Annotated in this window: 25 protein-coding genes; 16 read left to right on the top strand and 9 right to left on the bottom strand. The window is 69.9% G+C overall.

What is annotated here, in order from left to right; translation table 11 throughout:
• From ACWD3H_RS41620 to ACWD3H_RS41580, 9 genes are all read left to right on the top strand, one after another.
• Positions 1 to 1,683: hypothetical protein (locus ACWD3H_RS41620; RefSeq protein ID WP_451958930.1), on the top strand; the 1,683-nt coding region annotated here is incomplete at its 5' end.
• The gene (locus ACWD3H_RS41615) at positions 1,680 to 2,795 is read left to right on the top strand and encodes a glycosyltransferase family 4 protein (protein WP_451958929.1); all 1,116 of its coding nucleotides are present in this window, start codon (positions 1,680 to 1,682) and stop codon (positions 2,793 to 2,795) included. The genes ACWD3H_RS41620 and ACWD3H_RS41615, both read left to right, overlap by 4 nt.
• The gene (locus tag ACWD3H_RS41610) at positions 2,792 to 3,880 is read left to right on the top strand and encodes a glycosyltransferase (RefSeq protein WP_451958928.1); all 1,089 of its coding nucleotides are present in this window, start codon (positions 2,792 to 2,794) and stop codon (positions 3,878 to 3,880) included. The genes ACWD3H_RS41615 and ACWD3H_RS41610 overlap by 4 nt, the downstream gene beginning before the upstream one ends.
• Positions 3,881 to 3,883: 3 nt before the next feature.
• Positions 3,884 to 5,215, top strand: a complete 1,332-nt coding sequence (locus ACWD3H_RS41605; protein ID WP_451958927.1) for a hypothetical protein — start codon at positions 3,884 to 3,886, stop codon at positions 5,213 to 5,215.
• A gap of 261 nt (positions 5,216 to 5,476) precedes the next feature.
• Positions 5,477 to 6,658, top strand: coding sequence for a glycosyltransferase (locus ACWD3H_RS41600; RefSeq protein WP_451958926.1), 1,182 nt, complete (start codon positions 5,477 to 5,479; stop codon positions 6,656 to 6,658).
• Positions 6,655 to 7,620 carry an NAD-dependent epimerase/dehydratase family protein gene (locus ACWD3H_RS41595; protein WP_451958925.1) on the top strand — a complete coding sequence of 322 codons (966 nt, stop codon included), beginning with the start codon at positions 6,655 to 6,657 and terminating at the stop codon, positions 7,618 to 7,620. Before ACWD3H_RS41600 ends, ACWD3H_RS41595 begins: the two co-directional genes overlap by 4 nt.
• Before the next feature lie 56 nt (positions 7,621 to 7,676).
• Positions 7,677 to 8,666 (top strand): NAD-dependent epimerase/dehydratase family protein, encoded by a 990-nt coding sequence (locus tag ACWD3H_RS41590; protein ID WP_355568383.1) that lies wholly within the window; start codon positions 7,677 to 7,679, stop codon positions 8,664 to 8,666.
• Complete coding sequence (locus ACWD3H_RS41585; protein WP_451958924.1) at positions 8,663 to 9,700, top strand: glycosyltransferase family 4 protein; 1,038 nt, start codon at positions 8,663 to 8,665, stop codon at positions 9,698 to 9,700. Before ACWD3H_RS41590 ends, ACWD3H_RS41585 begins: the two co-directional genes overlap by 4 nt.
• Positions 9,701 to 9,704: 4 nt before the next feature.
• Positions 9,705 to 11,075, top strand: a complete 1,371-nt coding sequence (locus ACWD3H_RS41580; protein WP_451958923.1) for a polysaccharide biosynthesis tyrosine autokinase — start codon at positions 9,705 to 9,707, stop codon at positions 11,073 to 11,075.
• On the opposite strand, the gene ACWD3H_RS41575 is transcribed toward ACWD3H_RS41580, so the two are convergent.
• The 3 genes from ACWD3H_RS41575 to ACWD3H_RS41565 form a co-directional block, all read right to left on the bottom strand.
• Entirely contained in the window at positions 11,065 to 11,778 is a 714-nt protein-coding gene (locus ACWD3H_RS41575) for an arsenate reductase/protein-tyrosine-phosphatase family protein (protein WP_451958922.1), read from the bottom strand. The genes ACWD3H_RS41580 and ACWD3H_RS41575 overlap by 11 nt on opposite strands.
• Before the next feature lie 141 nt (positions 11,779 to 11,919).
• A complete protein-coding gene (locus ACWD3H_RS41570) occupies positions 11,920 to 13,647 on the bottom strand; it encodes a DUF4012 domain-containing protein (RefSeq protein ID WP_451958921.1) in 1,728 nt (575 codons plus the stop codon).
• 22 nt (positions 13,648 to 13,669) lie between these two features.
• Positions 13,670 to 14,155, bottom strand: coding sequence for a hypothetical protein (locus ACWD3H_RS41565; RefSeq protein ID WP_451958920.1), 486 nt, complete (start codon positions 14,153 to 14,155; stop codon positions 13,670 to 13,672).
• Between the two features lie 242 nt (positions 14,156 to 14,397).
• Here ACWD3H_RS41565 and ACWD3H_RS41560 point away from each other — a divergent pair, with 242 nt between their 5' ends.
• The gene (locus ACWD3H_RS41560) at positions 14,398 to 15,150 is read left to right on the top strand and encodes an SDR family NAD(P)-dependent oxidoreductase (RefSeq protein ID WP_451958919.1); all 753 of its coding nucleotides are present in this window, start codon (positions 14,398 to 14,400) and stop codon (positions 15,148 to 15,150) included.
• Between the two features lie 137 nt (positions 15,151 to 15,287).
• Here the strand turns inward: ACWD3H_RS41560 and ACWD3H_RS41555 are convergent, their stop codons facing one another.
• Positions 15,288 to 16,508, bottom strand: a complete 1,221-nt coding sequence (locus ACWD3H_RS41555; RefSeq protein ID WP_350916213.1) for an ABC transporter ATP-binding protein — start codon at positions 16,506 to 16,508, stop codon at positions 15,288 to 15,290.
• A 176-nt stretch (positions 16,509 to 16,684) separates the two neighbouring features.
• Between ACWD3H_RS41555 and ACWD3H_RS41550 the strand changes: the two genes are divergently transcribed.
• Complete coding sequence (locus ACWD3H_RS41550; protein WP_350916211.1) at positions 16,685 to 17,683, top strand: LacI family DNA-binding transcriptional regulator; 999 nt, start codon at positions 16,685 to 16,687, stop codon at positions 17,681 to 17,683.
• On the opposite strand, the gene ACWD3H_RS41545 is transcribed toward ACWD3H_RS41550, so the two are convergent.
• A complete protein-coding gene (locus tag ACWD3H_RS41545) occupies positions 17,655 to 18,140 on the bottom strand; it encodes a glutathione peroxidase (RefSeq protein WP_350916209.1) in 486 nt (161 codons plus the stop codon). The two genes, ACWD3H_RS41550 and ACWD3H_RS41545, sit on opposite strands and share 29 nt — an antisense overlap.
• Before the next feature lie 221 nt (positions 18,141 to 18,361).
• On the opposite strand from ACWD3H_RS41545, the gene ACWD3H_RS41540 reads away from it, so the two are divergent.
• Positions 18,362 to 18,754 carry an aggregation-promoting factor C-terminal-like domain-containing protein gene (locus tag ACWD3H_RS41540; RefSeq protein ID WP_355564874.1) on the top strand — a complete coding sequence of 131 codons (393 nt, stop codon included), beginning with the start codon at positions 18,362 to 18,364 and terminating at the stop codon, positions 18,752 to 18,754.
• 349 nt (positions 18,755 to 19,103) lie between these two features.
• The gene (locus ACWD3H_RS41535; RefSeq protein WP_030923427.1) at positions 19,104 to 19,598 is read left to right on the top strand and encodes an aggregation-promoting factor C-terminal-like domain-containing protein; all 495 of its coding nucleotides are present in this window, start codon (positions 19,104 to 19,106) and stop codon (positions 19,596 to 19,598) included.
• 66 nt (positions 19,599 to 19,664) lie between these two features.
• Here ACWD3H_RS41535 and ACWD3H_RS41530 read toward each other — a convergent pair whose 3' ends face one another.
• A complete protein-coding gene (locus ACWD3H_RS41530; RefSeq protein ID WP_355564868.1) occupies positions 19,665 to 20,297 on the bottom strand; it encodes a TetR/AcrR family transcriptional regulator C-terminal domain-containing protein in 633 nt (210 codons plus the stop codon).
• A gap of 93 nt (positions 20,298 to 20,390) precedes the next feature.
• On the opposite strand from ACWD3H_RS41530, the gene ACWD3H_RS41525 reads away from it, so the two are divergent.
• On the top strand, positions 20,391 to 21,512 hold the full coding sequence (locus ACWD3H_RS41525) for a ferritin-like domain-containing protein (RefSeq protein ID WP_451958918.1): 1,122 nt from the start codon (positions 20,391 to 20,393) through the stop codon (positions 21,510 to 21,512).
• Positions 21,513 to 21,845: 333 nt separating this feature from the next.
• Here ACWD3H_RS41525 and ACWD3H_RS41520 read toward each other — a convergent pair whose 3' ends face one another.
• The 3 genes from ACWD3H_RS41520 to ACWD3H_RS41510 all read right to left on the bottom strand — a co-directional run bounded on the left by ACWD3H_RS41520 (position 21,846) and on the right by ACWD3H_RS41510 (position 22,986).
• Positions 21,846 to 22,178, bottom strand: a complete 333-nt coding sequence (locus ACWD3H_RS41520; protein WP_451958917.1) for a DUF202 domain-containing protein — start codon at positions 22,176 to 22,178, stop codon at positions 21,846 to 21,848.
• The gene (locus ACWD3H_RS41515; RefSeq protein WP_350916199.1) at positions 22,175 to 22,516 is read right to left on the bottom strand and encodes a YidH family protein; all 342 of its coding nucleotides are present in this window, start codon (positions 22,514 to 22,516) and stop codon (positions 22,175 to 22,177) included. Before ACWD3H_RS41515 ends, ACWD3H_RS41520 begins: the two co-directional genes overlap by 4 nt.
• Before the next feature lie 68 nt (positions 22,517 to 22,584).
• Positions 22,585 to 22,986: a hypothetical protein gene (locus ACWD3H_RS41510; RefSeq protein WP_355564858.1), complete on the bottom strand. Its 402-nt coding sequence runs from the start codon at positions 22,984 to 22,986 to the stop codon at positions 22,585 to 22,587.
• A 133-nt stretch (positions 22,987 to 23,119) separates the two neighbouring features.
• Between ACWD3H_RS41510 and ACWD3H_RS41505 the strand changes: the two genes are divergently transcribed.
• The gene (locus tag ACWD3H_RS41505; RefSeq protein ID WP_355564855.1) at positions 23,120 to 23,377 is read left to right on the top strand and encodes a ubiquitin carboxyl-terminal hydrolase 14; all 258 of its coding nucleotides are present in this window, start codon (positions 23,120 to 23,122) and stop codon (positions 23,375 to 23,377) included.
• A 112-nt stretch (positions 23,378 to 23,489) separates the two neighbouring features.
• Complete coding sequence (locus tag ACWD3H_RS41500) at positions 23,490 to 23,915, top strand: hypothetical protein (RefSeq protein WP_451958916.1); 426 nt, start codon at positions 23,490 to 23,492, stop codon at positions 23,913 to 23,915.
• The last annotated feature ends 1 nt before the right edge of the window (position 23,916 follow it).

The raw sequence follows: 23,916 nt of genomic DNA, 5'->3' as shown, positions 1-23,916 counted from the left end.
GGCATGCTGCCCATGATGTTCGCTCTGATCGTCCTGCTGTCCATGATCGCCCGCCGTCTCACCGGCTCCCGCCCCGCCGCACTCCTGGCCATCGCAGGCTCGATCTCGGTCGGAGCGGCGAGTCTCTACCTGGGCAGCAGCGACCTGTTCACCTGGGGAGGCATTCCAGACGCTTCATGGACGAGCCCCACCCAGGCATTCGGAGCCCTCCTGTTCGCTCCGGTCGTCCTGCTGCTCATCGACCTTCTCGATCATGGGCGCCGCGGTGCGGGCAGGTGGCCGCTGCTGACGGTCTTCCTCGTCGCGGTCATGGGGGCCAAGGCCGTCTACCTGCCCCTGCTCGCGGTGGGCCTGCTGGCGGTGGTCGCGGTCGAGGTGATCGGACGGCGCCGGATGCCGTGGCCCGCGCTCACCGCGCTCGGGATGACCGCGGCCTGCTTCCTCTTCGCGCAGGCGACGCTGTTCGGTCAGGTGCGACAGGGGCTGATCGTCGACCCCCTCTCGTTCGCACGAACCGCGTGGGGCGAGTTGACCGGTCTGGGCGAGCAGGTGAGCCCCCCGTTGGCCTCGGTGCTGGCCGTCGCGTCGCTCTACCTGTTGTGCTGGGCCGTCGCGTGGTGCGGGATCCTCGGGCTGCTGTGCAGGCCGAGGCTGCTCCTGCGACCGGCGGTGGTCCTCCTGCTCGGCATGGGCGCGGCGGGCATGGGCGCGGCGCTCCTGCTCGGGCACCCTGGCCGGAGCCAGCTCTTCTTCCTCTGGGGCGCCTATCCCTACCTGGTGATCGTCGCGGTCTACGGGATCCTTGTCCTCCTGCGGCACGCACAGGTGTCGCTCGGAGAGGCGATGTGCTCGGCCGGTGCCGGGGCGGTCGCCGCCTATGCGATTCCCGTCCTGTGCGGCGTCAGAATCCCCCTCGGTCCCGGCGAGGGGGACGCCGTCCTCTACCGGCCGTACATCGTGCTGGCGGTGGCCGTCGTCCTGGTGGCCGCCGTCCTGGTCGTCAGGTGCGGCGGCCTTCGCGGATGGGCGCTCGTGACCATCATGCTCGCGGCCATCGGCCTGCCCGCCTACGGGAACGCGCGTGGCCTTTCCGTCATGGACCGCCTCATCGGAAAGGGTTCTCATGCGGTCAGGCCGGTGGCCTCGCCCGTCCCTCTGGGCGCCCTGGAGGCCGGCCGGTGGTTGCGCGCCCACTCGGATCCGGACGACCTGGTGGCCACGGACGCGCACTGCCGCTGGGGATACGAGGATCCGTGCGACACCCGCCAGTCCTGGGTGGCCGCCCTGTCCGAGCGGCGGGTGCTGACCGAGGGCTGGACCTACACCGCCGCGAACATGAGCCACTGGCGCCCCGGTTCCCCGCCCGAACACCTGCCGTTCTGGGACGGTGAGCGGCTCGCCCTCAACGACGCCGCCTTCCGGGCGCCCTCGGCGACCGCGATCCGGCGGCTGCGCGAGCGCTACGGGGTGCGCTGGCTCTTCGTCGACGAGCGCCACACCGGCCAGACCTCCAGGATCGGGGACTTCGCGGAACTCCGGTTCCGCTCCGGCGACTGCGCCGTCTACCGGATCCCGGAGCACGAGGTCTCCTCAAGTGCCGCCGGCGGCCCGCCAGGCGACGACGCGTCGGCCCGGTCGAGCCAGACCGGAAGGACATCGAGCCCATCAGGAAGGTTGACATGAGGATTCTCCACATCGGATACCGGCTTCCACCCGAGCCCGGGGGAAAGGAACGCTATATCGAGCGCCTCAGCCACGAGCAGATGCTGCGTGGACACGAGGTGGTCGTCGCCCACCGGCGGGGCGACATCCCCGGTGGCGCGAAGGCGCTTCCGCTGGCACGGACCGCTGCCAGCCGCGCCGTCTCCAGAAGGTCGGATGTGATCGCCTTCGCCATGGAGTGCGCGCGGACACTCCGCCGGGCACACCGGATCGACATCGTGCACGCGCACGGCGACCACCGCGAGGCGCTCGGCCTCGGCTCCGCCGCACGGCGAGCGGGGATTCCCCTCCTGCTCCATGTCCACGGCGCCCTCACCGTGCGTCACCGGCGGATCATGCCGTGGGCCTTCCGCCACACCGACGGATTCATCGTGGCCGGAGAACGGCCGCGGGAGGACCTGCTGGCGGCCGGCGTACCGGAGCGGCGGATGCGGATCATACCCGGCGGCCTGAACCTCGATCACCTCGCCGGGTTCCGGGAGAGACATCCGGTCGAACCAGGATTGATCGTCAGTGTGGGCTCGCTGGTGGAGGTGAAGAACCACGCGCTGACCGTTCAGGCCTTCCACCGGCTACGGACCGACCACCCCGGCGCGCGCCTCGTCATCGCGGGTGACGGCCCGGAACGCGCCCGGCTTGAGCGGCTCGCCGGGACGGGCCCGGGAATCGAGTTCACCGGGCACATCCCCGCCGACGACGTGTACTCGCTGGTAAGCCGGGCCCAGGTGGTCGTGCATGCCTCCCAGCGGCTTCCCGCCATCGGGGAGGGCATTCCCTTCGCCCTCCTGGAGGCTCTCGCGCTGGGCACCGCCGTCATCGTCTCGTCCGACGCCTCGCTCGGCACGGCCGTAGCGGACGGCTCCGCCTACCGCGTCTTCCAGTCGGGATCCGTGCAGGACCTGGTGACGCACCTGCGATCGGTCCTCGACGACCAGGCGCTGTGCCTCCAGCTGATCGAACGCGGGGTGCGGGCCGTGTCGAACCTCGACTGGCGGATGGTGGGCGACCGCATCGGGGAATGGTACGAGACGCTCATCGCCGACCGGATCCCTGCCCCGGTGAGCGCGTCATGAGCGGCCTGCACGTCTGTGAAGTGATCAAGACGCTGGACGTGGGCGGCGCGGAGGTCCTGCTCGTCGAGAGGCTGCTCGCCGCTCCCCCGACGGACAAGCGCTACACCGTCGTATACCTGTGGGCCTCCACCAACGAGCTGAGCGAACGGCTGCGATCGGCGGGCATCGGAGTCGTCGACCTCACCGAGTGCCCGCGCTGGCTCCGCCTGGCCCGCCTCGCGCTCGTGGTGCGGAGGTTGAGGCCCGACGTCCTCAACATCCACTCCCCCCTTCCCGCGTCACTCCTGCGGCCCGTGTCCCGGTTGCTGAGTCCTCGCCCTGCCCTGGTCTCGACGGTGCACAACGTGCGCTACCGGCTGCCGACGATGTTGCTCGACCGGGCGACGGGCTGGCTGGACACCCGGACGGTGGCGGTCTCTCCGCAGGTCGCCCGTGCTCGTACCAGCAGGTACTCGCGTGGCCTGTCCGTTCGCGTGCACGGCGTCCAGCTCGCGGAACAGCGCCGTTGGGCGGCTCGATCGGCACAGACGAGGCAGGAGTGGGGCGTACCCCCGGACGCCTTCCTGATCGTGCACGTCGCCAACTTCCGCGCGCAGAAGAACCATGAGCTGCTCGTCGAAGCCGCGGCGAGGGTCGCAGAGCGAGACCCCCGCCCGGTGTTCCTTCTCGCCGGATCAGGTCCCCTGCACGAGCGGGTGGCCCGCCAGGTCGAAGGGCTCGGCCTGGGCAACGTGCGCCTGCTCGGTCACGTGCCCGACGCCGGTCGGCTCATCGCCTCCTGTGACCTGCTCGTGCTCAGTTCCTCCTACGAAGGGCTGCCCGTGGTCGTCATGGAGGCTCTCGCCGCGGGCGTGCCGGTCGTGTCCACCGCGGTGGGCGGAGTACCCGATCTGATCGAGGACCGCAGGAACGGCCTCCTGGTCAGGCCCGGGGACCCCGCCGCCCTCGCCGAGGGCATCCTGCGGGCGACGCGCCCGGAGATCCACGCGCGCCTTCGCGAGGGAGCGCGGGAGAGCAGGGAGCTGGTGGACATCAGCCGGGCGGCCGACTGGTTCGACAGGCTGTACGACGAGGTCTGCTCGTAGGACATGGCCAGCACTCTCGGACGCGCCGTCCACCGGATACGCCCGCCTGGCAGGCGCCAGCTGCGAACCTTCGCATCGCTGACCGCCGCCGGCCTGGGCGAGGCGGTTCTTCCCACTCTCAGCCTGATCGCTCTGGTACGCCTGACGGGTAGCGAGACATCCGGTCAGGTGGTCTTCGCCCAGTCCGTCGCGGCCGTCTGGTTCCTGCTGTGCGACCCCTGTCTGGAGAACGCCGCCCAGCGATTCGTCCCCATCGAACAGCAGCGGAGCGGGCGGGGGTCCTCGCTGTTCATGCGCCTGATCCACTGGGACGTGGCGATCGGCGTGGCCGCGACCGCTGCCGGCCTCCTGGCGCTACCGGCCGCGCGCCTGCTCGGCTCCGTCTCCGACGAGTTCGCGCTCATGCTCGCTCTGGCCATCGTCGCCCGTGGGGCCATGGCGTCGTACGGTACGGCGGGCGCGGCCTTCGCGCTGACGGACAGGCTGCGTGCTCTGGGCGTGCTCAGGACGCGGTGCGCCGTCCTGTCGTTCGGACTGTCCCTCGGCGGACTGTTCCTCGGCGGCCCCCTGCTCTACCTGGCGGGCCAGGCCGCGGGCGCGCTGGTGATGGCGGTGGTGTTCTACCTGCTGGCCACCCGGGTGCTCGTCGCGGAGCTGGGACCGGCCGTCGCGCGGGTCCGGCTTCCGCCGGGCATGGTCGCCTTCACCGTGAAGACGTCAGTGGGAACCAGCGTGGCCGGGATCTCCGACTCGGGCATCCTCACCCTGGCGGGCCTGCTGGGCGGCCCGACCCTGGTGACCATCCTCAAGATCGCATCGGCCCCCGGCCGCTTCTACGCCAACCTGGCGATCCCGGTGGCCGCGATGCTCTATCCGCGGATCATCCGGACCGCCACGGCGGGAGCGGGAAGGGCACCCATCATCCGGGACGTCATGCGCACCACCCTGCTGCTCGCCGCGGCCGGGGCGGCGACCATCACCGTCGCGCTCCCGGTGACCGACGCCGTCATCGGCATGGCCTACGGCCCCGGGTACGCCCACATCGGCGTGGTCGCCCTGGTGCTCCTGGGCGCCGCCTGCGTGAAGGGAACGGTCTGCTGGTCCAACGTGCTTCCCCTCGCCCTCGGCAGGCCCGGCTGGCGGCTCGCGTACCTCCTGGCGGAGGGGGTCATGCTCCTGGGCGTACTTCTCGTCGCCGGCCGGACCGCCTCAAGCCCGTTCCAGGCATCGCTCTGTTTCGGGTGGGGAACGCTGGCCGTCGCCGTACTCGGGACGGGTTTCTGGATCGCGTCGTTGCGGCCTATCGCGGACCTCGGCTGTCCGGACTCCAGATGATCTTCCTGTGGCGGAGCACCGGTATCCAGATAAGCGGCAAAAGGATTATTTCTCCATGCTCCCATCACGGCCACCAACGAAGTCGTCAGTCCTGATAGGGATCAAAGGGTGGACTGCGAACACTTGGGGCGTCCCAACTAGATCATGCCTAGGTAGGGAATGGGGAAAACATCGCGCCCACACCGTGATGGCGTCGGCAAACGGCTCGGGAGGAGAACTAGTTTCTCCGACGTGAGCCAGGCCCGTCATCAAGGAGCCGCTATGAAGCCGGATGGTCGGATTCGTGTCATGGAGATCATCGCCCGGATGAACGTCGGCGGCCCCGCCACCCAGATGTCGGGGCTGTCGGAAGGACTGGACTCGGGAGAGTTCGACCACCGCCTCTACACCGGTCACGTCGACGAGCACGAAGGCGACCACCTCCAGCTGCGCAACACGAGGGTACGGGTGCACCGGGTGCCAGGCCTCGGCCGGTCGGTAAAGGCCGGAGACGACTACCAGGCGCTCTTCTGGCTGATCCGCGCGATGCGGGCGTTCCGCCCGCACATCGTGCACACCCACACGGCCAAGGCGGGCGCTCTGGGCCGGACGGCGTCCCGCCTGTCCGGTGTCGGCTCGGCCCGGGCGCACGTCTTCCACGGGCACCTCCTGCACGGCTACTTCTCCCCGCTCAAGCGCGGGCTCTACGTGCGCTCGGAACGGATCCTGGCCTCCATGTCGGACCGGCTGGTGACGGTGGGAGCCCAGGTCAGGGACGATCTGCTCCGGGCCGGGATCGGACGCCCCGCCCAGTACGTGGTGATCCCTCCCGGCGTGCGGCTGGGACCGGTCCCCGACCGCAGGACGGCCCGCGCCGCGCTCGGACTCCCACCGGACGCACCCGTCGTGGCGTACGTGGGCCGCCTCACCCAGGTGAAGCGGCCCGACCGCTTCCTCGCCGTGGCCGACATCGTGTCCAGGCAGATCCCCGGCTGCCGCTTCGTCATATGCGGGGGCGGCGACCTGGAGCGGCAGGTCGCGCGGGACGTCGAGCCCGTCCGCGACTCCTTCCACCTGCTCGGCTGGAGGAAGGACGTGGAGGCCGTCTACGCCGCCGCCGACGTGATCGTGCTGACCTCCGACAACGAGGGCACCCCGCTCTCGCTCATCGAGGCGGGCATGGCGGGCACGCCGGTGGTCTCCACCCGGGTGGGAAGCGTCGCCGAGATCGTCAGGGACGGGCACACCGGACTGCTGTCCTCGACCGACCCGGCCGAACTGGCGGCGCACACGGTCCGCCTGCTCTGCGATCCGGACCTGGCCCGCCGGATGGGTGAGTCGGCCCACGACTGGACGAGGCACGCGTTCGACGTGACGCGCCTCGTCTCCGACACCGAGCACCTCTACCGGTCGCTGTGCGGGAAGGCCGGCCGGCGGCTCCTGGCGGAAGAGAACGCGCGATGAGGGTGCTGGTGACGGGCGGTGCCGGCTTCATCGGCGCGCACCTGTGCCGGGCGCTGGCGGAGCGGCCCGAGGTCGGACACATCACGGTGCTGGACGACCTGAGCAGCGGGGACCTCAGCAACCTCGACGGCGTCGAGGCGGCGGTGGTGACGGGCAGCATCCTGGACCGGGACCTGCTGACGGACCTGGTGGCCGGTGTCACGCACGTGATCCACCTCGCCGCCCGGCCCTCGGTCCCCCGCTCCCTGGCCGATCCGCTGGCCTCGCACGCCGTCAACGCGACCGGCACCCTGCACGTGCTGGAGGCGTGCCGCGCGAGCAGGCCGCACGTGATCCTCGCCTCCTCGTCCTCGGTGTACGGCGACTGTCCCGAACCCCGCAAGCACGAGGACCTGCCCACCAGGCCGCTCAGCCCGTACGGGGCCGGCAAGCTCGCCGGCGAGGCCTACGCGATGGCCTACGCGCACAGCTACGGCCTGCCGGTCATGCCGTTCCGCTTCTTCAACGTCTACGGCCCGCTGCAGACCGCCGGACACGCCTACGCGGCCGTGATCCCGGCGTTCGTCTCCGCGGCGCTGCGGGGCGAGCCGGTGCCGCTCCACGGCGACGGCCTCCAGACGCGGGACTTCACCTACGTGAGGTCGGTGACCCAGGTCCTCGTCGACGCGGCCGCGCGCCGGATGACCAGCACGAAGCCGGTGAACCTGGCGTTCGGCACCACGGTCTCCCTCCGGCACCTGACAGACGTCCTCGCCGAGATCCTCGGCCGCCCGGTCGAGTCGACTCACCTGCCGCCGCGGGCGGGCGACATCCGGCAATCCCAGGCCTCTCCCCAGCTGCTCCGCGAACTGTTCCCCGGTGTGTGTCCCGTCCCGCTTGAGGACGGGCTCCGCGCAACGGTGCGCTGGTTCGAGAGAACCCAGGTTCCAGGCATCGAGTCGACACTCGGCACGTACGCGTGAACCACCGCTTCCTCCCGCTAACAGAGATCTCTCCAAGCACGTGATGAGGAGAACCCGTGAGCACGGCACCAAGAACCAACTATCTGATAACGGGTGGCAGTGGATTCATCGGATCGCACCTGGCCGACGCGCTGCTCGCGCGCGGTGACTCCGTCGTCGTCCTGGACAACCTCTCGACGGGCCGGCTGGAGAACCTGCGGCCCCATCCGGAGCTGCGTTTCGTACACGGTTCGGTCCTGGACGAACTCATGGTCGACGAGCTGGTGCACCGCTGCGACGTCGTCGTCCACATGGCGGCCGCGGTCGGCGTCAAGCTGATCGTCGAGCAACCCCTGCGGTCGCTGACGACCAACATCCGGGGCTCGGAGATCGTCATCGAGGCCGCGCACCGGTACCGGAAGAAGATCCTGATCACCAGCACGAGCGAGATCTACGGCAAGAACTCCTCCGACGCGCTGCGCGAGGACGCCGACCGAATCCTCGGCAGCCCCGCGGTGGTCCGCTGGGCCTACAGCACCGCCAAGGCCGTCGACGAGATCCTCGCCAACGCCTATCACAAGGAACGCGGCCTGCCGACGATCGTCGTCCGGCTGTTCAACACGGTGGGCCCGCGGCAGAGTCCGACCTACGGCATGGTGATCCCGAGCCTCGTCCGGCAGGCCCTGTCGGCCACGCCGCTGACGGTCTTCGGCGACGGGACCCAGACCCGCTGCTTCGCGCACGTCGCGGACGTGGTCGACGCGCTGCTCCGGCTGCTCGACGAGGACGCGGCCATCGGTGAGACCTTCAACATCGGCTCCACCGACGAGGTGAGCATCATGGAACTGGCGAAACTCATCATCGAGTTCACCGGTTCCACCTCCGGAATCGACCTCGTCCCCTACTCCGAGGCCTACGAGCGGGGATTCGAGGACATGACCCGCAGGGTTCCGGACACCGCGAAGCTCCGCGCGCTCACCGGCTGGGCTCCCCGGCGCTCTCTCGACAGGATCCTCACCGAGATCATCAGAGAGTCCGTCGGCGATCCGGCGGCGTGCCCCCGGTGAACGGAACGATCGCCCTCGCCGCGGGCACGGCCTGCCTTCTCAGCGTGGCGACCGCCGTGCCGCTGAGGCGCCTGGCGCTGCGCTGGGATCTCGTCGACCGCCCCGGCGGGCACCGGGCCCACGCTCGCCCGACCCCCTACCTCGGCGGCATCGCGATCGCGGCGGGCACGGTCGTGCCCACCGCGATCGCGCTCGGCTTCGCCGATCTGCAGATCACCGCGATCCTCCTCGCCGCCACCGCGGTGTGCGTCCTCGGCCTGATCGACGACATCGCCCCCCTGCCCGCGGCCACCAGGTTGACCGTGGAGACCGTGGTGGCGATCGGGGTGGTGCTCTCCGGCGTCCAGGCGACCGTGACCGGGACATGGCTGGACGGCGCCCTCACCGTGGTGTGGGTCGTCGTGATGACGAACTCCTTCAACCTGCTGGACAACATGGACGGCGCGCTGGGGACCGTCACCTCCGTGACCGCCGCTCTCCTCGCGGCCACGGCCCTGGTCCAGGGCCATATCGCGCTCGCGGTGCTGCTGGCCGCGCTCACCTGCGCGTGCCTGGGCTTCCTGCCGCACAACTGGGCACCCGCGAGAATGTTCATGGGAGACTCCGGATCGCTGTTCCTCGGATTCACGCTGGCCTGCTCGGCGGCCGTCCTGGTCACGGGACGACCGCCGGAGGCGACGATCGCCGGCCTGCTCCTGCCGACCTTCATCGCGACCGTCGACACCTGCGTGGTCTTCCTCTCCCGGATGCTGGCGAACCGCTCACCGTTGCAGGGCGGCACCGATCACCTGTCTCACCGGCTACGTCACATCGGACTGGGGACCCGAACGGTCTCCGTGACGCTGGGCGCGATCACGGCGATCACCGGCGCCCTCTGCCTGGCCATGGTTCTGGGCCGGCTGTCACCGCTCATCGCACTGGCCGTCGCGGGCATGATCGCCGCCGTTCTCATCGGTCTGCTGCGTGGCGTGAGCGTCCACACACCGGTCCAGCACCCCAGGCCTCCTCAGAAAATCCGTGAAAGGCGGCGTTGACCCCGTGGATCTGCTCTACTACGTACGGCTGGCACGCAGGAGTTGGCTGCTCATCCTCCTCTCGGTGATCCTGGCGGTGGGCGCGGCACTCGCCATCACCGCGAACACACCGCCGAAATACGTCGCGACGATCTCCATGCTGGTGTCGGGCCACGACAAGGAGGGCAGCCTCTCCACCGCCTACCAGGCGGGCATGCTGTCGGCTCAGCGAGTGCACTCCTACGCCAGCCTGCTGTCCAGCCGCCGGGTGGTCGGCCAGATCGTCAAGGGTGAGGACATCGCGCGCCTCCAGGAGAACATCACCACCGAGGCCGTCCCCGGCACCGTGTTCCTGCGTGCCACGGTCACCGACACCGATCCCGCACGGGCCGCCCGGCTGGCCAACGCCCTGGGGGACCGGTTCGCCGAACTGGTCGACCAGATCGAGCGACCCACTCCTCGCAGCCGCCCCGCCGTCAAGATCACGATAGTGGATCAGGCCGACGTCCCCCTGGAGCCCGTCAGTCCCAAGCCACTGGCCAACCTGGTGGTCGCCGTGCTGGTCGCGCTGCTCTGCGCCATGGCCGTGATCGTTCTCCGCGACCGTCTGGACACGACCCTCAAGTCCTCCCAGGCGCTGCAGGAGGCGTCGGGCAGCTCGACCCTCGGGGTCATCGGCTACGAGCGGGACGCCAAGAACCACCCCCTGATCCTGCGCAGCCGCGGCCGTTCCTCCAGATCCGAGGCGTTCCGCGCGCTCCGCACCAATCTGCAGTTCATCGGCGTCGACCGGCAGCCGAAGTCACTCGTGGTCACCAGCTGCCTGCCGGGCGAGGGGAAGTCCTCGACCTCCACCAACCTCGCGATCACGCTGGCCCAGGCCGGCTGGCGGGTCGTCCTGGTGGACGGCGACCTGCGCCGTCCCAGCATTCCCCACTACCTCGGCATCGAGGGGGCGATCGGCCTGACGGACGTGCTGATCGACAGGGCACGTCTGAACGAGGTCATCCAGGTCTGGGGCGAGGCCGGCCTGTCCGTCCTGCCGAGCGGCCAGATCCCGCCCAACCCGAGCGAGCTGCTCGGCTCGGGCGGGATGCGTGAGGTGCTCGCACAGCTCACCGGGGCGTACGACATGGTGATCATCGACGCGCCGCCGCTGCTGCCCATCACCGACGCGGCGGCGATCGCCGCGCTCTGCGACGGCGCGCTACTCGTCGCCCGGTACGGCAGGACCCGCCGGGAGCACATGGCCCGCGCCTCGGAGCTGCTGGCGTCGATCAACGCCCGCGTGGTGGGAACCGTCCTGAACTTCGTCCCCTCAGGTAACGGTGCCTACCAAAGCTACGGATACGGCTATGGCTACGAGCCGGAGGGCAGGAAGCCGGTCAACGCGTGAGCAACCCGAGCGGAACGGCGAGCGACCTCGCGATGCTCCGGCCCACCATCTGGTAGACCAGCCGGGATCGCCGGTACGGGTCCGCGATGTCGGGCTGGTCCACCCGGACCAGCCCGCGCAGCGCCCGCACCTCGTCGGCCAGCACGCGGGCCCGCCGTGCGGGATCCCGGTGCCGGATGATCTCCTCGGGCGACACGGCCCGCACCAGCGTGCCGAACTCGGCGATGGTGAAGGCCCGCGTGGCCGCCGCGAAGTGCATGGCCACCGACTCCGCGCGGTGCCCGCAGGTGGCCGTCAGCACGAGGTCCGCGGCGGCCACCAGCTCGGGGACGAGCGGGCGGGAGCCGAAGCCGGTGGGATCGCCGCCGAGCCGTATCAGGACCCGCCGGGCATGCTCCGTCATCTCCCGTCCCGATTCCGCGTGCGTGCCCGCGCTGATCACCTGGACCGCCGGGCACGGCCCGAGGGCCGCGCGGGTCAGCCGCTCGGCCAGCGGGGAACGGCAGACGTTACCGGTGCACACGTAGAGAATGCGGAAGCGGATACCGTCCCGCGGCCCCCGCTCCTGCCCGACCTCCCGCCAGCAGCGCTGCCCGCAACCCTCGTGTCCGGCCGGGACGCCCTCGCCGTCGCCCGTTGCTCCGGCGCCTTCCACGGTCACGGGGTGCTGTGCGATCCCGCCGGTCCCCGGTGAAGCCTTCATGGCGCGAGGGTAGGCCGCCCGCGATGCGCCACCGCCCGCGGCACGCGCCTCTTTGCTCTTTTCTGCCGATACGGCACGCCGGCACCGCGCGAGGGCAGGTGCCGGGCGGGCCCACCCGCCGTCCCGCCGGGGAGTTCGGCGTCAGAAGGCACAACCCCGCGGGTCCTGGGTGACGCGAGTCCGCTGGGGACGGACCAGCGGCTGCACCGGAACCAGTGGCGGCTCGTCGGAGGCGAGTTCGGTGAAGTCGAACTCCAGCCTCCTGGACTGTCTTGGGGCGAACTCCAGCAGGGCCGAGTAGACGGGGTGGGAGCGTTCGGCCTCCCTGATGACCGACACCCGCTCGCCATCGAGACGGGCCGCGGTCATCCTCGCACCGAGTCCGCCGTACAGCGACACCCACAGCAGGTTGGAACCGGGAGTGTGGCCGCTTCGCGGGGCGTCGAGCCTGCCGGTGACGTAGGAGGGCAGCGTCCCTCCCGGAACGTCGTTGGTGAGCCGGATCCGCACCGTCGAGGAGCGCAGCCCGCCCTGGCAGGGGCCCAGCTCGTAGTCGAGGGAGCGCTCCAGGTAGTAGTCGAGCTTGCCTCCGGCGGAGTTGTTGACCACCAGTCCCGCGAACGGCCCCGGGCGCGACGGCAGCACGCCGCCGACCGGGGTACGCGACAGCCGCCGCTGCTCGGCCTCGTGGCGGCTCCAGATCTGGATCCGCCGCTCGCTCACCATGTCGGACAGCGCGGGCAGCAGCCGGGTGGGGTCGACCAGGGACGTGGGCAGCGCCTCGCTGACGGCACCGGCGATCTCGATGAGGAACCGCTTGCGTGCCGCGGGGTCGGGATAGCGGGCGTAGGCCTCCCGCTCGGTGAGGTCGACGACGTTCTCGGCGGTGACCTCGCTCCCGCCGGGGAGAGAGACCGGCCCGATCACCCTCAGCAGGTGGGCGAGGCCCACCGGGTCGGTGGCGATGGCGCCGTCCAGCCGCCCGCCGGCCTGCCGCTCCCACAGCCCCGTCCAGGTGGCCGCGGCGTACGGGAAGTGCGGGGAGAGGTTGGAGACGGAGAGCATCCTGGTCGCGCTCGTTCCGTAGCGCCCGAGGAAGTCCTGGCCGTGGTCGGCGACGGGGACCGGACTCGCGGCCAGGCCGGTGTTGGCGGAGAGGCGCTCGACGGAGACCCTGCCGCGGTCGGCTCTCAGGATGCCGAAGGCCCCGACCAGCCCCCCGGTGCCTCGCGCCTCGGCGTTGGTCTGGAACGCCAGGAAGTAGCGGCGGGGGCCGTCGCGGCCGAGCATCGGGGGTAGCAGGGCGGCCGCGTCCGCCGCGTCACGGAGCAGGCCACGCAGCCGGCCGATCTCGCCCAGCGCCGTGTCACGCGCCTCGTCCAGCCTGCCCAGGCCGGTGCTGTCCGGGGCGGCCGCCAGGTGGGCGAGCACCCGCCCGAGACGGGTGACGCCGTCGTCCAGGGCCGGCGCCGCGGCGTCGAGCGCGACCAGCTGATGCCGCAGGTCGCCCGGGGAGCGCGTCCTGATCGTCAGGAGCGGGTCGGCTGCCTCCCGCACGCCGGCGAGCACATCGGTCAGCTCGGCGGTGGCCCCGGCGAGGCCGCGCACGGTGGTCGCGGCGTTCCCCACGATCGGGGTGTGCGCGATCACCCACCAGTCCGGGCCCTCGGTGAGCCGCCGGGCCTCGACCGCGTGCCGCCGGACCTCTGCCAGCGCCTCGGTCAGCGGGCGCGGATCGCCCGCGCCCACCACCGCGCGCAACTGGACCAGCGCGCCCCTGGCCGCCTCCAGGTGATCGCGCACGCGCATGCCGAGGTGGACCGACCAGCCCCCCGCCAGCCCCAGGGCTGCGGGGACCAGCAGGCCCACCACGACTATCCGGCGTCGTCGCCTACTCGGCACTGGCAGATCGACGGCGCCGTACCGAGATCAGCGTGCCGGTCGCTCCCACGGCCAGCAGGCCACCGCCGAGCGCGGCCATCGACCCCATGGGTGCTCCCGTGAACGGCAACTGCTTCCCCGCTACCGCGCGCGGCCTGCAGCTTCTCCCACTTCTCCCACAGCCGCCACCGCGGCAGTTCCCCCCGCAGTTACGGCAGCCCTCCGCACAGTTACGATGGTGATGCCTCCTGCGGTTTTCCAGGCGGATCTGGTTTCCCTGCTTCTGGTTCTGGTCGATCGTGTTGACCTGGTCCTGGGCGACCGTGTTGACCTGCTCCGCGGGACGCGGTGGGTACGGCACCGGCTGGACCGCCGACGCGGACAGGCCGGTCACGGTGGTCAAAGTCGCGGCGGAGGCCGCCGTTGATATTCCGAAGGCCAGTACGGCCCCGGCGGTCACCGTCAAGGCGGTGGGTCCCAAACACTTTCCAGCCATTTCAAGCTCCCCGGTGGCGGCATTTCAAGCTGTGGAAACGACACCCGGAGTGCGGGCGACATGTCCCTGGAACCCGTTATATGCAACCTCGTCGGGAACGGGCTCGCCGCCTCGTGACACTTACCGAAAGATCGCCAACTGTTCTCCGCCCTTTGACGATCACCGGTCGACACGGCCACCGGCCGGAAGCCTCGGGACGTTCGCCCGCCCCTCCCCCAGCGTGTCGTCCCTAGACTGCGGGTATGCCAACCGCATTGATCACCGGGGCGACGGCCGGCATCGGCGCCGCCTTCGCCCGCCGTCTGGCCGCCGACGGATTCTCACTCGTCCTGGTCGCCCGCGACGAGAAACGCCTCACCTCGGCCGCCGAGGAGCTACGCCTGCGCTACGGGGTGAGCAGCGAGGTGCTCACCGCCGACCTGGCGACCGAGGAGGGTCTGGAGGCGGTGGAACGACGGCTCCGCGAGGGGGTCGACCTGCTGGTCAACAACGCGGGCTTCGGCCATCGGGGCCACTTTCTCGACGTCCCGGTGGAGGAGGAGGTGCGGATGCTCAAGCTGCACTGCGAGGCGGTGCTGCGGCTGACGCTGGCCGCGCTGCCGGGTATGAGGGAGCGGGACCGAGGCGCGGTGATCAATGTGGCGTCGGTGGCGGCGTTCTTGCCCGGGGGCTCCTACAGCGCCTCCAAGGCGTGGGTGGTCAGCTTCAGCGAGTCCATGGCCGTGGAGCTGACCGGCAGCCGCGTGCGGGTCATGGCCCTGTGCCCGGGTTTCGTGCACACCGAGTTCCACGAGCGCGCCTCGATGGACAAGTCGAGCATCCCCGGCTTCCTGTGGCTGTCGGCGGACAACGTCGCCCGCGAGGCCATGCGCGATCTGGCCCGCGGTGTGCTGGTGAGCGTCCCCGACCTTCGCTACAAGGCCATCGTCGGGGTCGGCAGGTTGCTTCCGGCCAACGTGATCGCCCTGGTCTCCCGCCGTTTCGGCCGCCGCTGACCTGACACCACTGACATGACAACACCGGCCTGACATCGCCGGCAGAAAGGGCCCGCGCCACGGGAGGGGGTCGTGGCGCGGGCCCTTTCCGGCCTGCGGGGGTGGTCGAGGACGGCCCCTGAGGCCCGCCGGGCCGATCAGACGCGGGTGTTGGCCTCGTGTCCGATCGCCAGACCCGAGACCGGGTCGAAGAAGTGCAGGTTGTGCGTGTCGACGACCAGCTCGACGCTCTGACCGGGGCGGACATGGCTGCGGGAGTTGACCCGGGCGGTCCACAGCGACTTGTCGCCCACCAGCGGCAGCGTCGCCTCCTCGTCGCCGTCGGCGTCGGCGGCGGCCACGGTGTCCTGGTGCTGGACGGGCGGGGCGTCGATCAGGAAGAGCACGTTGATCTCGGAGCCCAGCTCCTCGGTGACCTCGGCGCGGACCTGCAGGCGGGTCCAGCCGCCCGAGGCGCCGTTGGCGGCGACCGAGTCCTCGAAGTCGGAGGGGCGGATGCCCAGGATGATCTTCTTGCCGAAGTACTGGTCGAGGCCGCGCTTCTCGGTGAAGGTCTCGTTCGGCACCGGCAGATTGAAGCCCGCGAAGGCGACGGCCGCGCCGCCGTCGCCGCGCACCAGCTCGGCGTTGACGAAGTTCATCGACGGGGAGCCCATGAAGCCGGCGACGAACAGGTTGACCGGCTTGTCGAAGAGGTTCTGCGGGGTGTCGACCTGCTGGAGCAGGCCGTCGCGGAGCACACAGACGCGGTCGCCGAGGGTCATGGCCTCGACCTGGTCGTGGGTGACGTAGACGGTCGTCACGCCCAGGCGCTCGTGCAGGGTGTTGAGGGAGGCCCGCATGGAGACGCGGAGCTTGGCGTCCAGGTTGGAGAGCGGCTCGTCCATGAGGAAGGCCTGCGGCTCACGCACGATGGCGCGGCCCATGGCGACACGCTGGCGCTGGCCACCGGAGAGGGCGGCGGGCTTGCGCTTGAGGTACTGGTCGAGGCCGAGCATCTTGGCGGCCTCGTTGACGCGCTTGGCGATCTCCGCCTTGGGCATCTTGCGGAGCTTCAGACCGAAGGCGAGGTTCTCCTCGACGGTCATGTGCGGGTAGAGCGCGTAGTTCTGGAAGACCATGGCGATGTCGCGGTCCTTCGGAGGCAGGTGGTTGACCACCCGGTCGCCGATGGCGATCTCGCCGCCGCTGATGTCCTCAAGCCCGGCGATCATGCGCAGGGCGGTGGACTTGCCGCAGCCGGACGGCCCGACCAGCACCATGAACTCCCCGTCCTTGATCTCAAGGTCGAGGCCGTTCACGGCTTTGACGCCGCCCGCGTAGATCTTGTCGACTTTGCTGAGAACGATGGATGCCATGGAAGTCCTTAGCGCCTCGGGCAACCCCGTGTTCACCCGATATTGGATACGTTTTCATGCATCTCACCGGAAACGGATACCCCTGTCAAGGGGATGACCGGTTCTGGCCTGTCAACAGGGCAGTCGTTATCGCTTCGCGCTGGATCGAACACGGAAAGCATGATGGAATCGTTTCCATGAACATGCGTCGTACGACGATCAAGGATGTCGCCGAGGCGGCCGGGGTGGGGGTCGCCACGGTGTCCCGGGTTCTGTCCGGCGGATCGGCGAGTCCCGAGACCAGGGAACGGGTGCTGAACGTCGCGGCCCAGCTCGACTACCGGCCCAGCGCGCTCGGGCGCAACCTGCGCCAGCGGCGCTCGGGCGGGATCGGGCTGCTGCTGCCCGACATCACCGACACCTTCTACGGCCGTCTGGCCGACGGCGTGCTCACCTGCGCGCGCTCGGCGGGAGAGCCGGTGATCCTGGGCGCCACCGGCGACGATCCCGAGCGTGAGGCCGAGCTGATCGGCACGCTGCTCGAACAGGGCGTGGACCGGGTGATCGCGGTCCCCTCCGGTGACGGCGACGGCTGGGCGCCGACCCTGCGGGCCGGGCTGACCACCGTGTTCGCGCACCGGCTCTCCCCCGGGCACGACGACATCCCCGCGGTGCTGGCCGACGACCGCGCGGGGATCAGGACCGCGGTCGACTACCTGAAGGGGCTGGGGCACCGCCGTATCGCCTACCTGGGCGGCCCCGGGCAGGAACAGCGCCTGTCCTTCTTCCGGCAGGCGCTCGGACCCCTTGTCGACGAGGAGTTGGTCGTCGTCGCCCGTGGCAGCCGCGACTCCGCGTACGCCGCCGCGGCCGGGCTCTTCCAGCACCGGCCCGACCTGACCGCGGTGCTGGCGGGGGGAAACCTGCTGGGCGAGGCGGCGGTGCTGGCGGCCAGGGAGCTGGACCTGCGCATCCCCAGGGACCTGTCTCTGATCATGTTCGACGACGTGCCCTGGGCGGAGCTGTGCTCACCGCCGCTGACGGTGATCGCCCAGCCGGCCCAGGACATCGGCTACCGCGCCGCCGAACTGGTGCTGCGCGGCGGTACCAGGCGGCCGCGCGGGGTGCTGCTGCCCACCGAACTGATCGTCAGGGGCAGCTGCGCGGCTAGAGGGACCTCTCGATCGCCTCGATGACCGCGGGGTCGTCGGGCAGGACGCGCGGCCGGAACCTGGCGAGCACCTCCCCGTCCTTCGAGACGAGGAACTTCTCGAAGTTCCACTCGACGTCGCCGGCCTTGCCCTCGCCGTCGGGGGTCTGGGTGAGCAGGTCGTAGAGCGGGTGCCGGCCCTCGCCGTTGACCTCGCTCTTGGCGAGGAGCGGGAAGTCGACGCCGTAGGTGGTGGAGCAGAACTCCTGGATCTCCTCCGCGGTGCCCGGCTCCTGTCCGTAGAACTGGTTACAGGGCACTCCCACGACCGTGAAGCCCCGGTCGCCGTAGGTCCGCTGGAGGTCGACGAGAGCGGCGTACTGGGGGGTCAGGCCACATTTGGAAGCGACGTTGACGACGAGGACCGCCCGCTCTCCGGCCAGCTCGGCCAGGGTGGTGGGCACGTCGGAAAGAGTGTGGATGGCGGTATCACGGATTCCCATGCTCCGCACCCTAATCCCCCTGTCACATTTGAGAGTTATGTCGTCCATAAAGTGAAATGTGACAGAGGCCACAGGCGAGACGACGCCCCCCTCACCAAGGCTTTGATCATTTTCTTACCGATCTTTGACATGGCTCCTGACAGACACTGTCGACTGGCCCGGCTGCGGATCGCCGGGCATCGTGGCGGCCGTCCCTCAACCCCAAGGCACAAGGGAGTCCCATGTCGACGCTACGCCGTACCGGTGTGCTGATGATCGCCTCGGCGCTCACCCTCGGCACCACCACCACGGTCGCCCAGGCGTCCTCGGCGAGAACGGGCAACCAGGCCGTCGCCAGGCCGATGGTGGCCGCGCACGGCTGGAGCAGAGCCCAGTTCAACTGCCTCAGCAGGCTCTGGACCAGGGAGAGCAACTGGAACCACCGCGCCCGCAACCGCTACTCGGGGGCTTACGGAATCCCGCAGGCCCTGCCCGCGGGCAAGATGGCCGACGCCGGCCGCGACTGGCGCACCAACCCCAGGACACAGATCAGATGGGGACTCGGATACATCAAGCAGCGCTACGGATCGCCGTGCCGGGCGTGGGCGCACTTCGGCTCGCGGGGCTGGTACTGATCCACTGATCCCGAAGCGGTGATCTGAAACCCCATGACGGGGTGATTTTCACACCGTCTCCACGCATGGGCGATTCGCCGGTCGTAACCGGACCCTCGCCGAATCTCCCGTAGATCAAGAAGATCGGGCAAACACCTTCCCTTCGCGTGTCCCATCCGCCGTCCGACACTCTCTCGCGTACTAGAAAGCCGCCTAGAGAGACCGCCGCGGCGTCTCATGCCGGAAACAGGCCGGCGAGACCGCGCGGACGTTCCCCGCCCGAGCCACGGGCGCCGGATCGCCGACCGTACGAGAAGCACCTACGTGCCCTCCTGCGACTTCCGCACGCGGCCCAAGGACAAGGATCCATGTGAACAGCTACCGCGTTCTGCGCAACACAGTCGTGACCGTTCTCGCCGCCTCGGCGATGGTCGGGTCCTCGACGTCGGGACAGGCCGACAGCACGGCCGAGTCGTCCAGGAAAGGGACGGCGAGAACCGTTCATCGCCTCACCTGGGTCACCCAGGTGAAGCCAAGAGTGAAGGCGGTCGCGAGGACCGCCAAGAGCAGGAACAAGACGATCGCCTATCGTCTCGTCTCCCGCCGCGCGTGGCCGCACAGCCAGTTCCGCTGCCTGGACAGCCTCTGGACCAGGGAGAGCAACTGGAACCACCGCGCATACAACCACTCCTCGGGGGCGTACGGCATCCCGCAGGCACTGCCCGGCTCGAAGATGGGCGGCAGCGGCGGGGACTGGCGGTACAACCCGATCACGCAGATCCACTGGGGTCTGAGCTACATCAAGAGCCGCTACGGGTCACCGTGCGGCGCGTGGGGTCACTTCCGGTCGAGCAACTGGTACTGACCCGCATGGAGAGTGTCCAGGGGAAGGGAACACTCTCCGGCGCCCGGGGCCGCGAGGTCCCGGGCGTCACCTCTTGAGCTGCAGGGCCATCGCCTGGATGAGCAGTTCGAGGCCGAAGGCGAACTCCGCCTCGTGGTCGCACTCGTGGAGTGCCGGAGCCAGCTCACCGACCTGTGGGAACAGCAGGGGGTCGACCTCGCTGACGCGGACGTCGGATCGGTGCACCGGGGCGAACGTCGGGGTCACCCCGACCTCCCTCAGCAGCGAGCCCACGATGTAGGCGATGAACACCCGCAGGGCGCGCACCGCCTCGTCGCCCCCGAAGCCCGCGCCGCGCAGCGTGGCCAGCGCCCGCTCCACCGGGAGCAGGCCGGCGGTGGAACGGAGCTGGCGGCTGACCACCACCATCGTGCACCGCGGGTAGTGATGCGCGATCTGCCGGAAGGCGAGCGCCTGCATGCGCACCCGGTCGGTCCATTCGGCGTCCGGGTCGTCGGTGAACTCGATCTGCGACAGCACGGTCTCGGCCACCGCGTCCAGCAGCGCCTCCTTGTTCGGCACATGGTTGTAGAGCGACATCACGCCCACACCCAGTTCGGCGGCGATCGCGCGCATGGACACCGCGTCGGCGCCCTCTCGCTCGATCAGGTCGATCGCCGTGGCGACGATACGCGCTCGGGACAGTGGCTCGGCAGGCATATGACCATTGTCCCCTCATTGGTTCCATTGACGTACGTACAGTGTACGTGGCACGCTCGTTGCGTACGTACGGTGTACGTCTCTGGAGGCCGCATGTCGACACACGATCTCTACACCATCCCCGCCGAGCTTTCCACGTGGGACGTCGAGGCGGCCGGAGCCGCCCGCTTCACCTGGGAGTACGACAACGGCAGGGACCGTATGCTCGCCCTTTACCAGAAGGGCAAGGACAAGCAGTGGGACTCGGTCAAACGCATCGACTGGGACCCGGAGGTCGACCCGTACAACGTGCTCGGCGTCCCCGACGAGACCATCGCGATCCACGGCACCCCGCTCTGGGAGCGGATGGACGAAAAGCAGCGCAAGGAGGTGCGCCTGCACGGCGCCTCCTGGCAGTTCTCCCAGTTCCTGCACGGGGAACAGGGCGCGATGATCTGCTCGGCCAGGATCGTGGAGTCGGTCCCCGACCTCGACTCCAAGTTCTACGCCGCCACCCAGACCATGGACGAGGCCCGCCACGCCGAGACCTACGCCCGCTTCCTCCAGGAGAAGGTGGGGCTGGCCTACCCCATCAACCCGCACCTGAAGTCGCTGCTCGACAGCACGCTGAGCGACTCCCGCTGGGACATGCCCTACCTCGGCATGCAGGTGCTCATCGAGGGCCTCGCCCTGGCCGCCTTCGGCGTGATGCGCGACATCACCACCAAGCCGCTGCCCAAGCAGATCCTCGCCTACGTGATGCAGGACGAGGCCAGGCACGTGGCCTTCGGCCGGATGGCGCTGCGCGACTACTACCGCCAGCTCAGCGAGTCGGAGCTGCGCGAGCGCGAGGACTTCGTCATCGAGGGCTGTTACCTGATGCGCGACCGGCTGCGCGGCCAGGAGACCTGGGAGAACCTGGGCCTGAACAAGGCCGAGGTCGCCGATGCCATGGAATCCGTTGACAAATCCCAATATCTCAAGCTGTTCCGCTCGCTGCTCTTCAGCCGCATCGTTCCCTGCGTCAAGGACATCGGGCTGTGGAGCCCCCGCCTGCAGCAGGCCTACGCCGACATGGGCGTGCTGGACATGGCGGGCCAGAGCCTGGATGCGCTGATGCGGCAGGACGAGGACATCGCCGAGAAGCTCGACACCGAGCGGTTCGCCGCCGAGGAGGCCGAGCGCCACGCGGAGGTCGCCGAGACCGTCGCCCTCGGCGGCGACCCCCGGCCCTGATCCGGCCCTGATCCGGCCCTGCACCGGACCCTCGACACCGAGCCCGATCCGGTTCACGGGGCGTCTCCGGTGCCGGCCGGGCCGTTTCACGGCCGCACGGCGGGCCGGGGACGCCCCGGCCGGGCAGCAGGGTCCGCCGGTCACGGGTGGTCAGGATCTCGTACGGCCACGCGGCGCGGTGGTTCGTCTCCGCCTCGATCCGGTCGTGCACGGGTCCCGGCGGCAGGCCGAGGAGCCGGTCGGCGCGGACGGCCCGCAGCTCGCGACGAGGTACGCCGAGATCGGCGCCGGGCGGCCGGACGGATCATCCAATCGTGACACGCCGCGAGGTCCCTATTCTCCGAACCTCGCCAGCACGAAGGCGATGGCTCCGGCCGCGGTGGCGAGGGTACCGAGCCAGGCGATGAGGGCGTCGGCCCGGTTGTCGAGGGGACGGCTCTGGTGGAGCGCCTTCTGGACGCGGCGGAAACGGATGCCCGTGTGGGTCAGCAGGAGGCCGGCGCAGAGCAGGGCCGGAACGAAGGGGATGATCGCTATCAGGGGCGTGCCGGCGCGCAGGGCGATGCCCGCACCGGCCAGGGCGGTGACGGCCAGCATGGCGCTGGTACGTATCCAGGCGAGCTGGGTCCGCTCGCTCTGCAGGCCCTCGTCCCAGGGGCTGTTCATCGCGACAGCAGAATGAGGATCAGGGCGAGCACCGCGACCGTCGCCACGCCGTACCCGAACAGGGGTGCGAGGGCGGGAGGCGGCAGCGGGGCGGAGTTGCGCAGGGCGTGCTGGACACGACGCCAGCGGGGGTAGGCCATCGCGGCCGCCAGAGCCGACAACGACACCAGGACCACCGCGAGCAGGGTCCGCATCCAGGGGACGAAGACATCGGCGGAGACCGCGGCCATGGCCACACCGCCCGCGCTCAGCGCGAGCGATGTGCTCAGCCAGGTCAGGTAGGTGCGTTCGTTGGCAAGGGTGAACCGGGGGTCCGGTTCACGCTCCGGAGGCTTCATGAGAACGACGCTATTTCAGCCACATTCCCCATAGAGAACCCGGGTTGACGGAGCCCCGCAGGTGAGGGCTATCCGCAGGCGTTGGTCAGTTGCTCGACCCACCGCACCGAGTCGGTCGCCACCTTCTGCGCGGTGTCGATGGCGCTGTTGGCATCGGGGACGTTGAAGCCCTCCAGGGTGTTGGAGACGCCGTCGGCCGCCTCCTTCAGCGAGGTGTTGGCCGCCTTGTCGGCCAGGTCGCCCAGCTTGGCGCCCCCGTCCTTCAGCGCCTGCTCCATCGCGGCGGGGTCGTTGAGCAGGCCGGAGACCTTCGAGACGGTCTCGGTGACGATGCCCGCGGCCTGCACGCACTGCTGTGCCTTGTCGATACCCTGGCTCACCTCCTGGATCTCTGAGCAACCGGTGGTGATCAGGGCGGCGGCGAGCGCTGAGGCGGCGAGGGCGGGGATTCGTCGCGGAAGGGGTCGCATGCCCAGACCCTACCCAACGAGCCGGTGCGGCAGGCGCCTGTCGGGGCGGCTCGTTACCCGGACTGCGAGGCGTTGGGGACCGCACCGCGGCTCCGGCCGTACGATCATCAGTGTTCGAACGAAGGGGGAGACCATGCAGATCTGTCAACATCTCGCGCAGGCCCAGGACCCGGAGCCACGCACACCGCAGGGGTGCGAGGAGTGCCTCGCGACCGGAGATCGCTGGGTTCACCTGCGCAAGTGCCTGTCCTGCGGGCACATCGGCTGCTGTGACTCCTCTCCCAACAAGCACGCCACCGCCCACGCGACGGTGATCGGCCATCCGGTCATCGCCTCGTTCGAACCGGGCGAGGACTGGCGGTGGTGCTACGTGGACAAAATCATCGGCTGACCGGCGGCAGCGGGGTTCCTCCACCCCGCGGGGATGTCAGCCGCAAGTCTTTTCCAAGCGCGGGGGCCTATCTCTTGACATGTAACGATGCTCAAGAGTTTGGAACCCCTCCATGCGTACCGGTCTTCGTGTCCTGCTCGGCCTGACCACCGCCGCGGCACTCGCTCTCGGCGGTTCGGCCCCGGCGCTGGCCTCCACCGCCGCCCCCACGGTCTGGAAATGGGGCCCCCTGCACTCCACCGACGGGCTCGCCGCGGCCTGGGGCAAGGTCGCCGTCGGCCAGTCGGGCCTCGTCGTGTACGGCACGCTGGAGGACACCCGTGGCTCGGGCTGCGCGTGGGCCCAGATACGTTACCTGAGCGCTCAGAACGGACGGTGGCACACGGCGTCCTACTACAACTGCGTTCCCGGCCCGGGAACGTTCCGCAAGGACGTCGGCGGGGTCCTGCAGATCAAGGCGAGGACCTGCCGGGGCACCTCCGCACGGCCGACCGGGCGGTGCTCGCGGTGGAAGACCGTCTACACCCAGGGCGGCTGAC

The sequence above is a fragment of the Streptosporangium sp. NPDC002607 genome (assembly GCF_053592655.1).
This window is presented reverse-complemented; position numbering and strand designations above follow the sequence as displayed.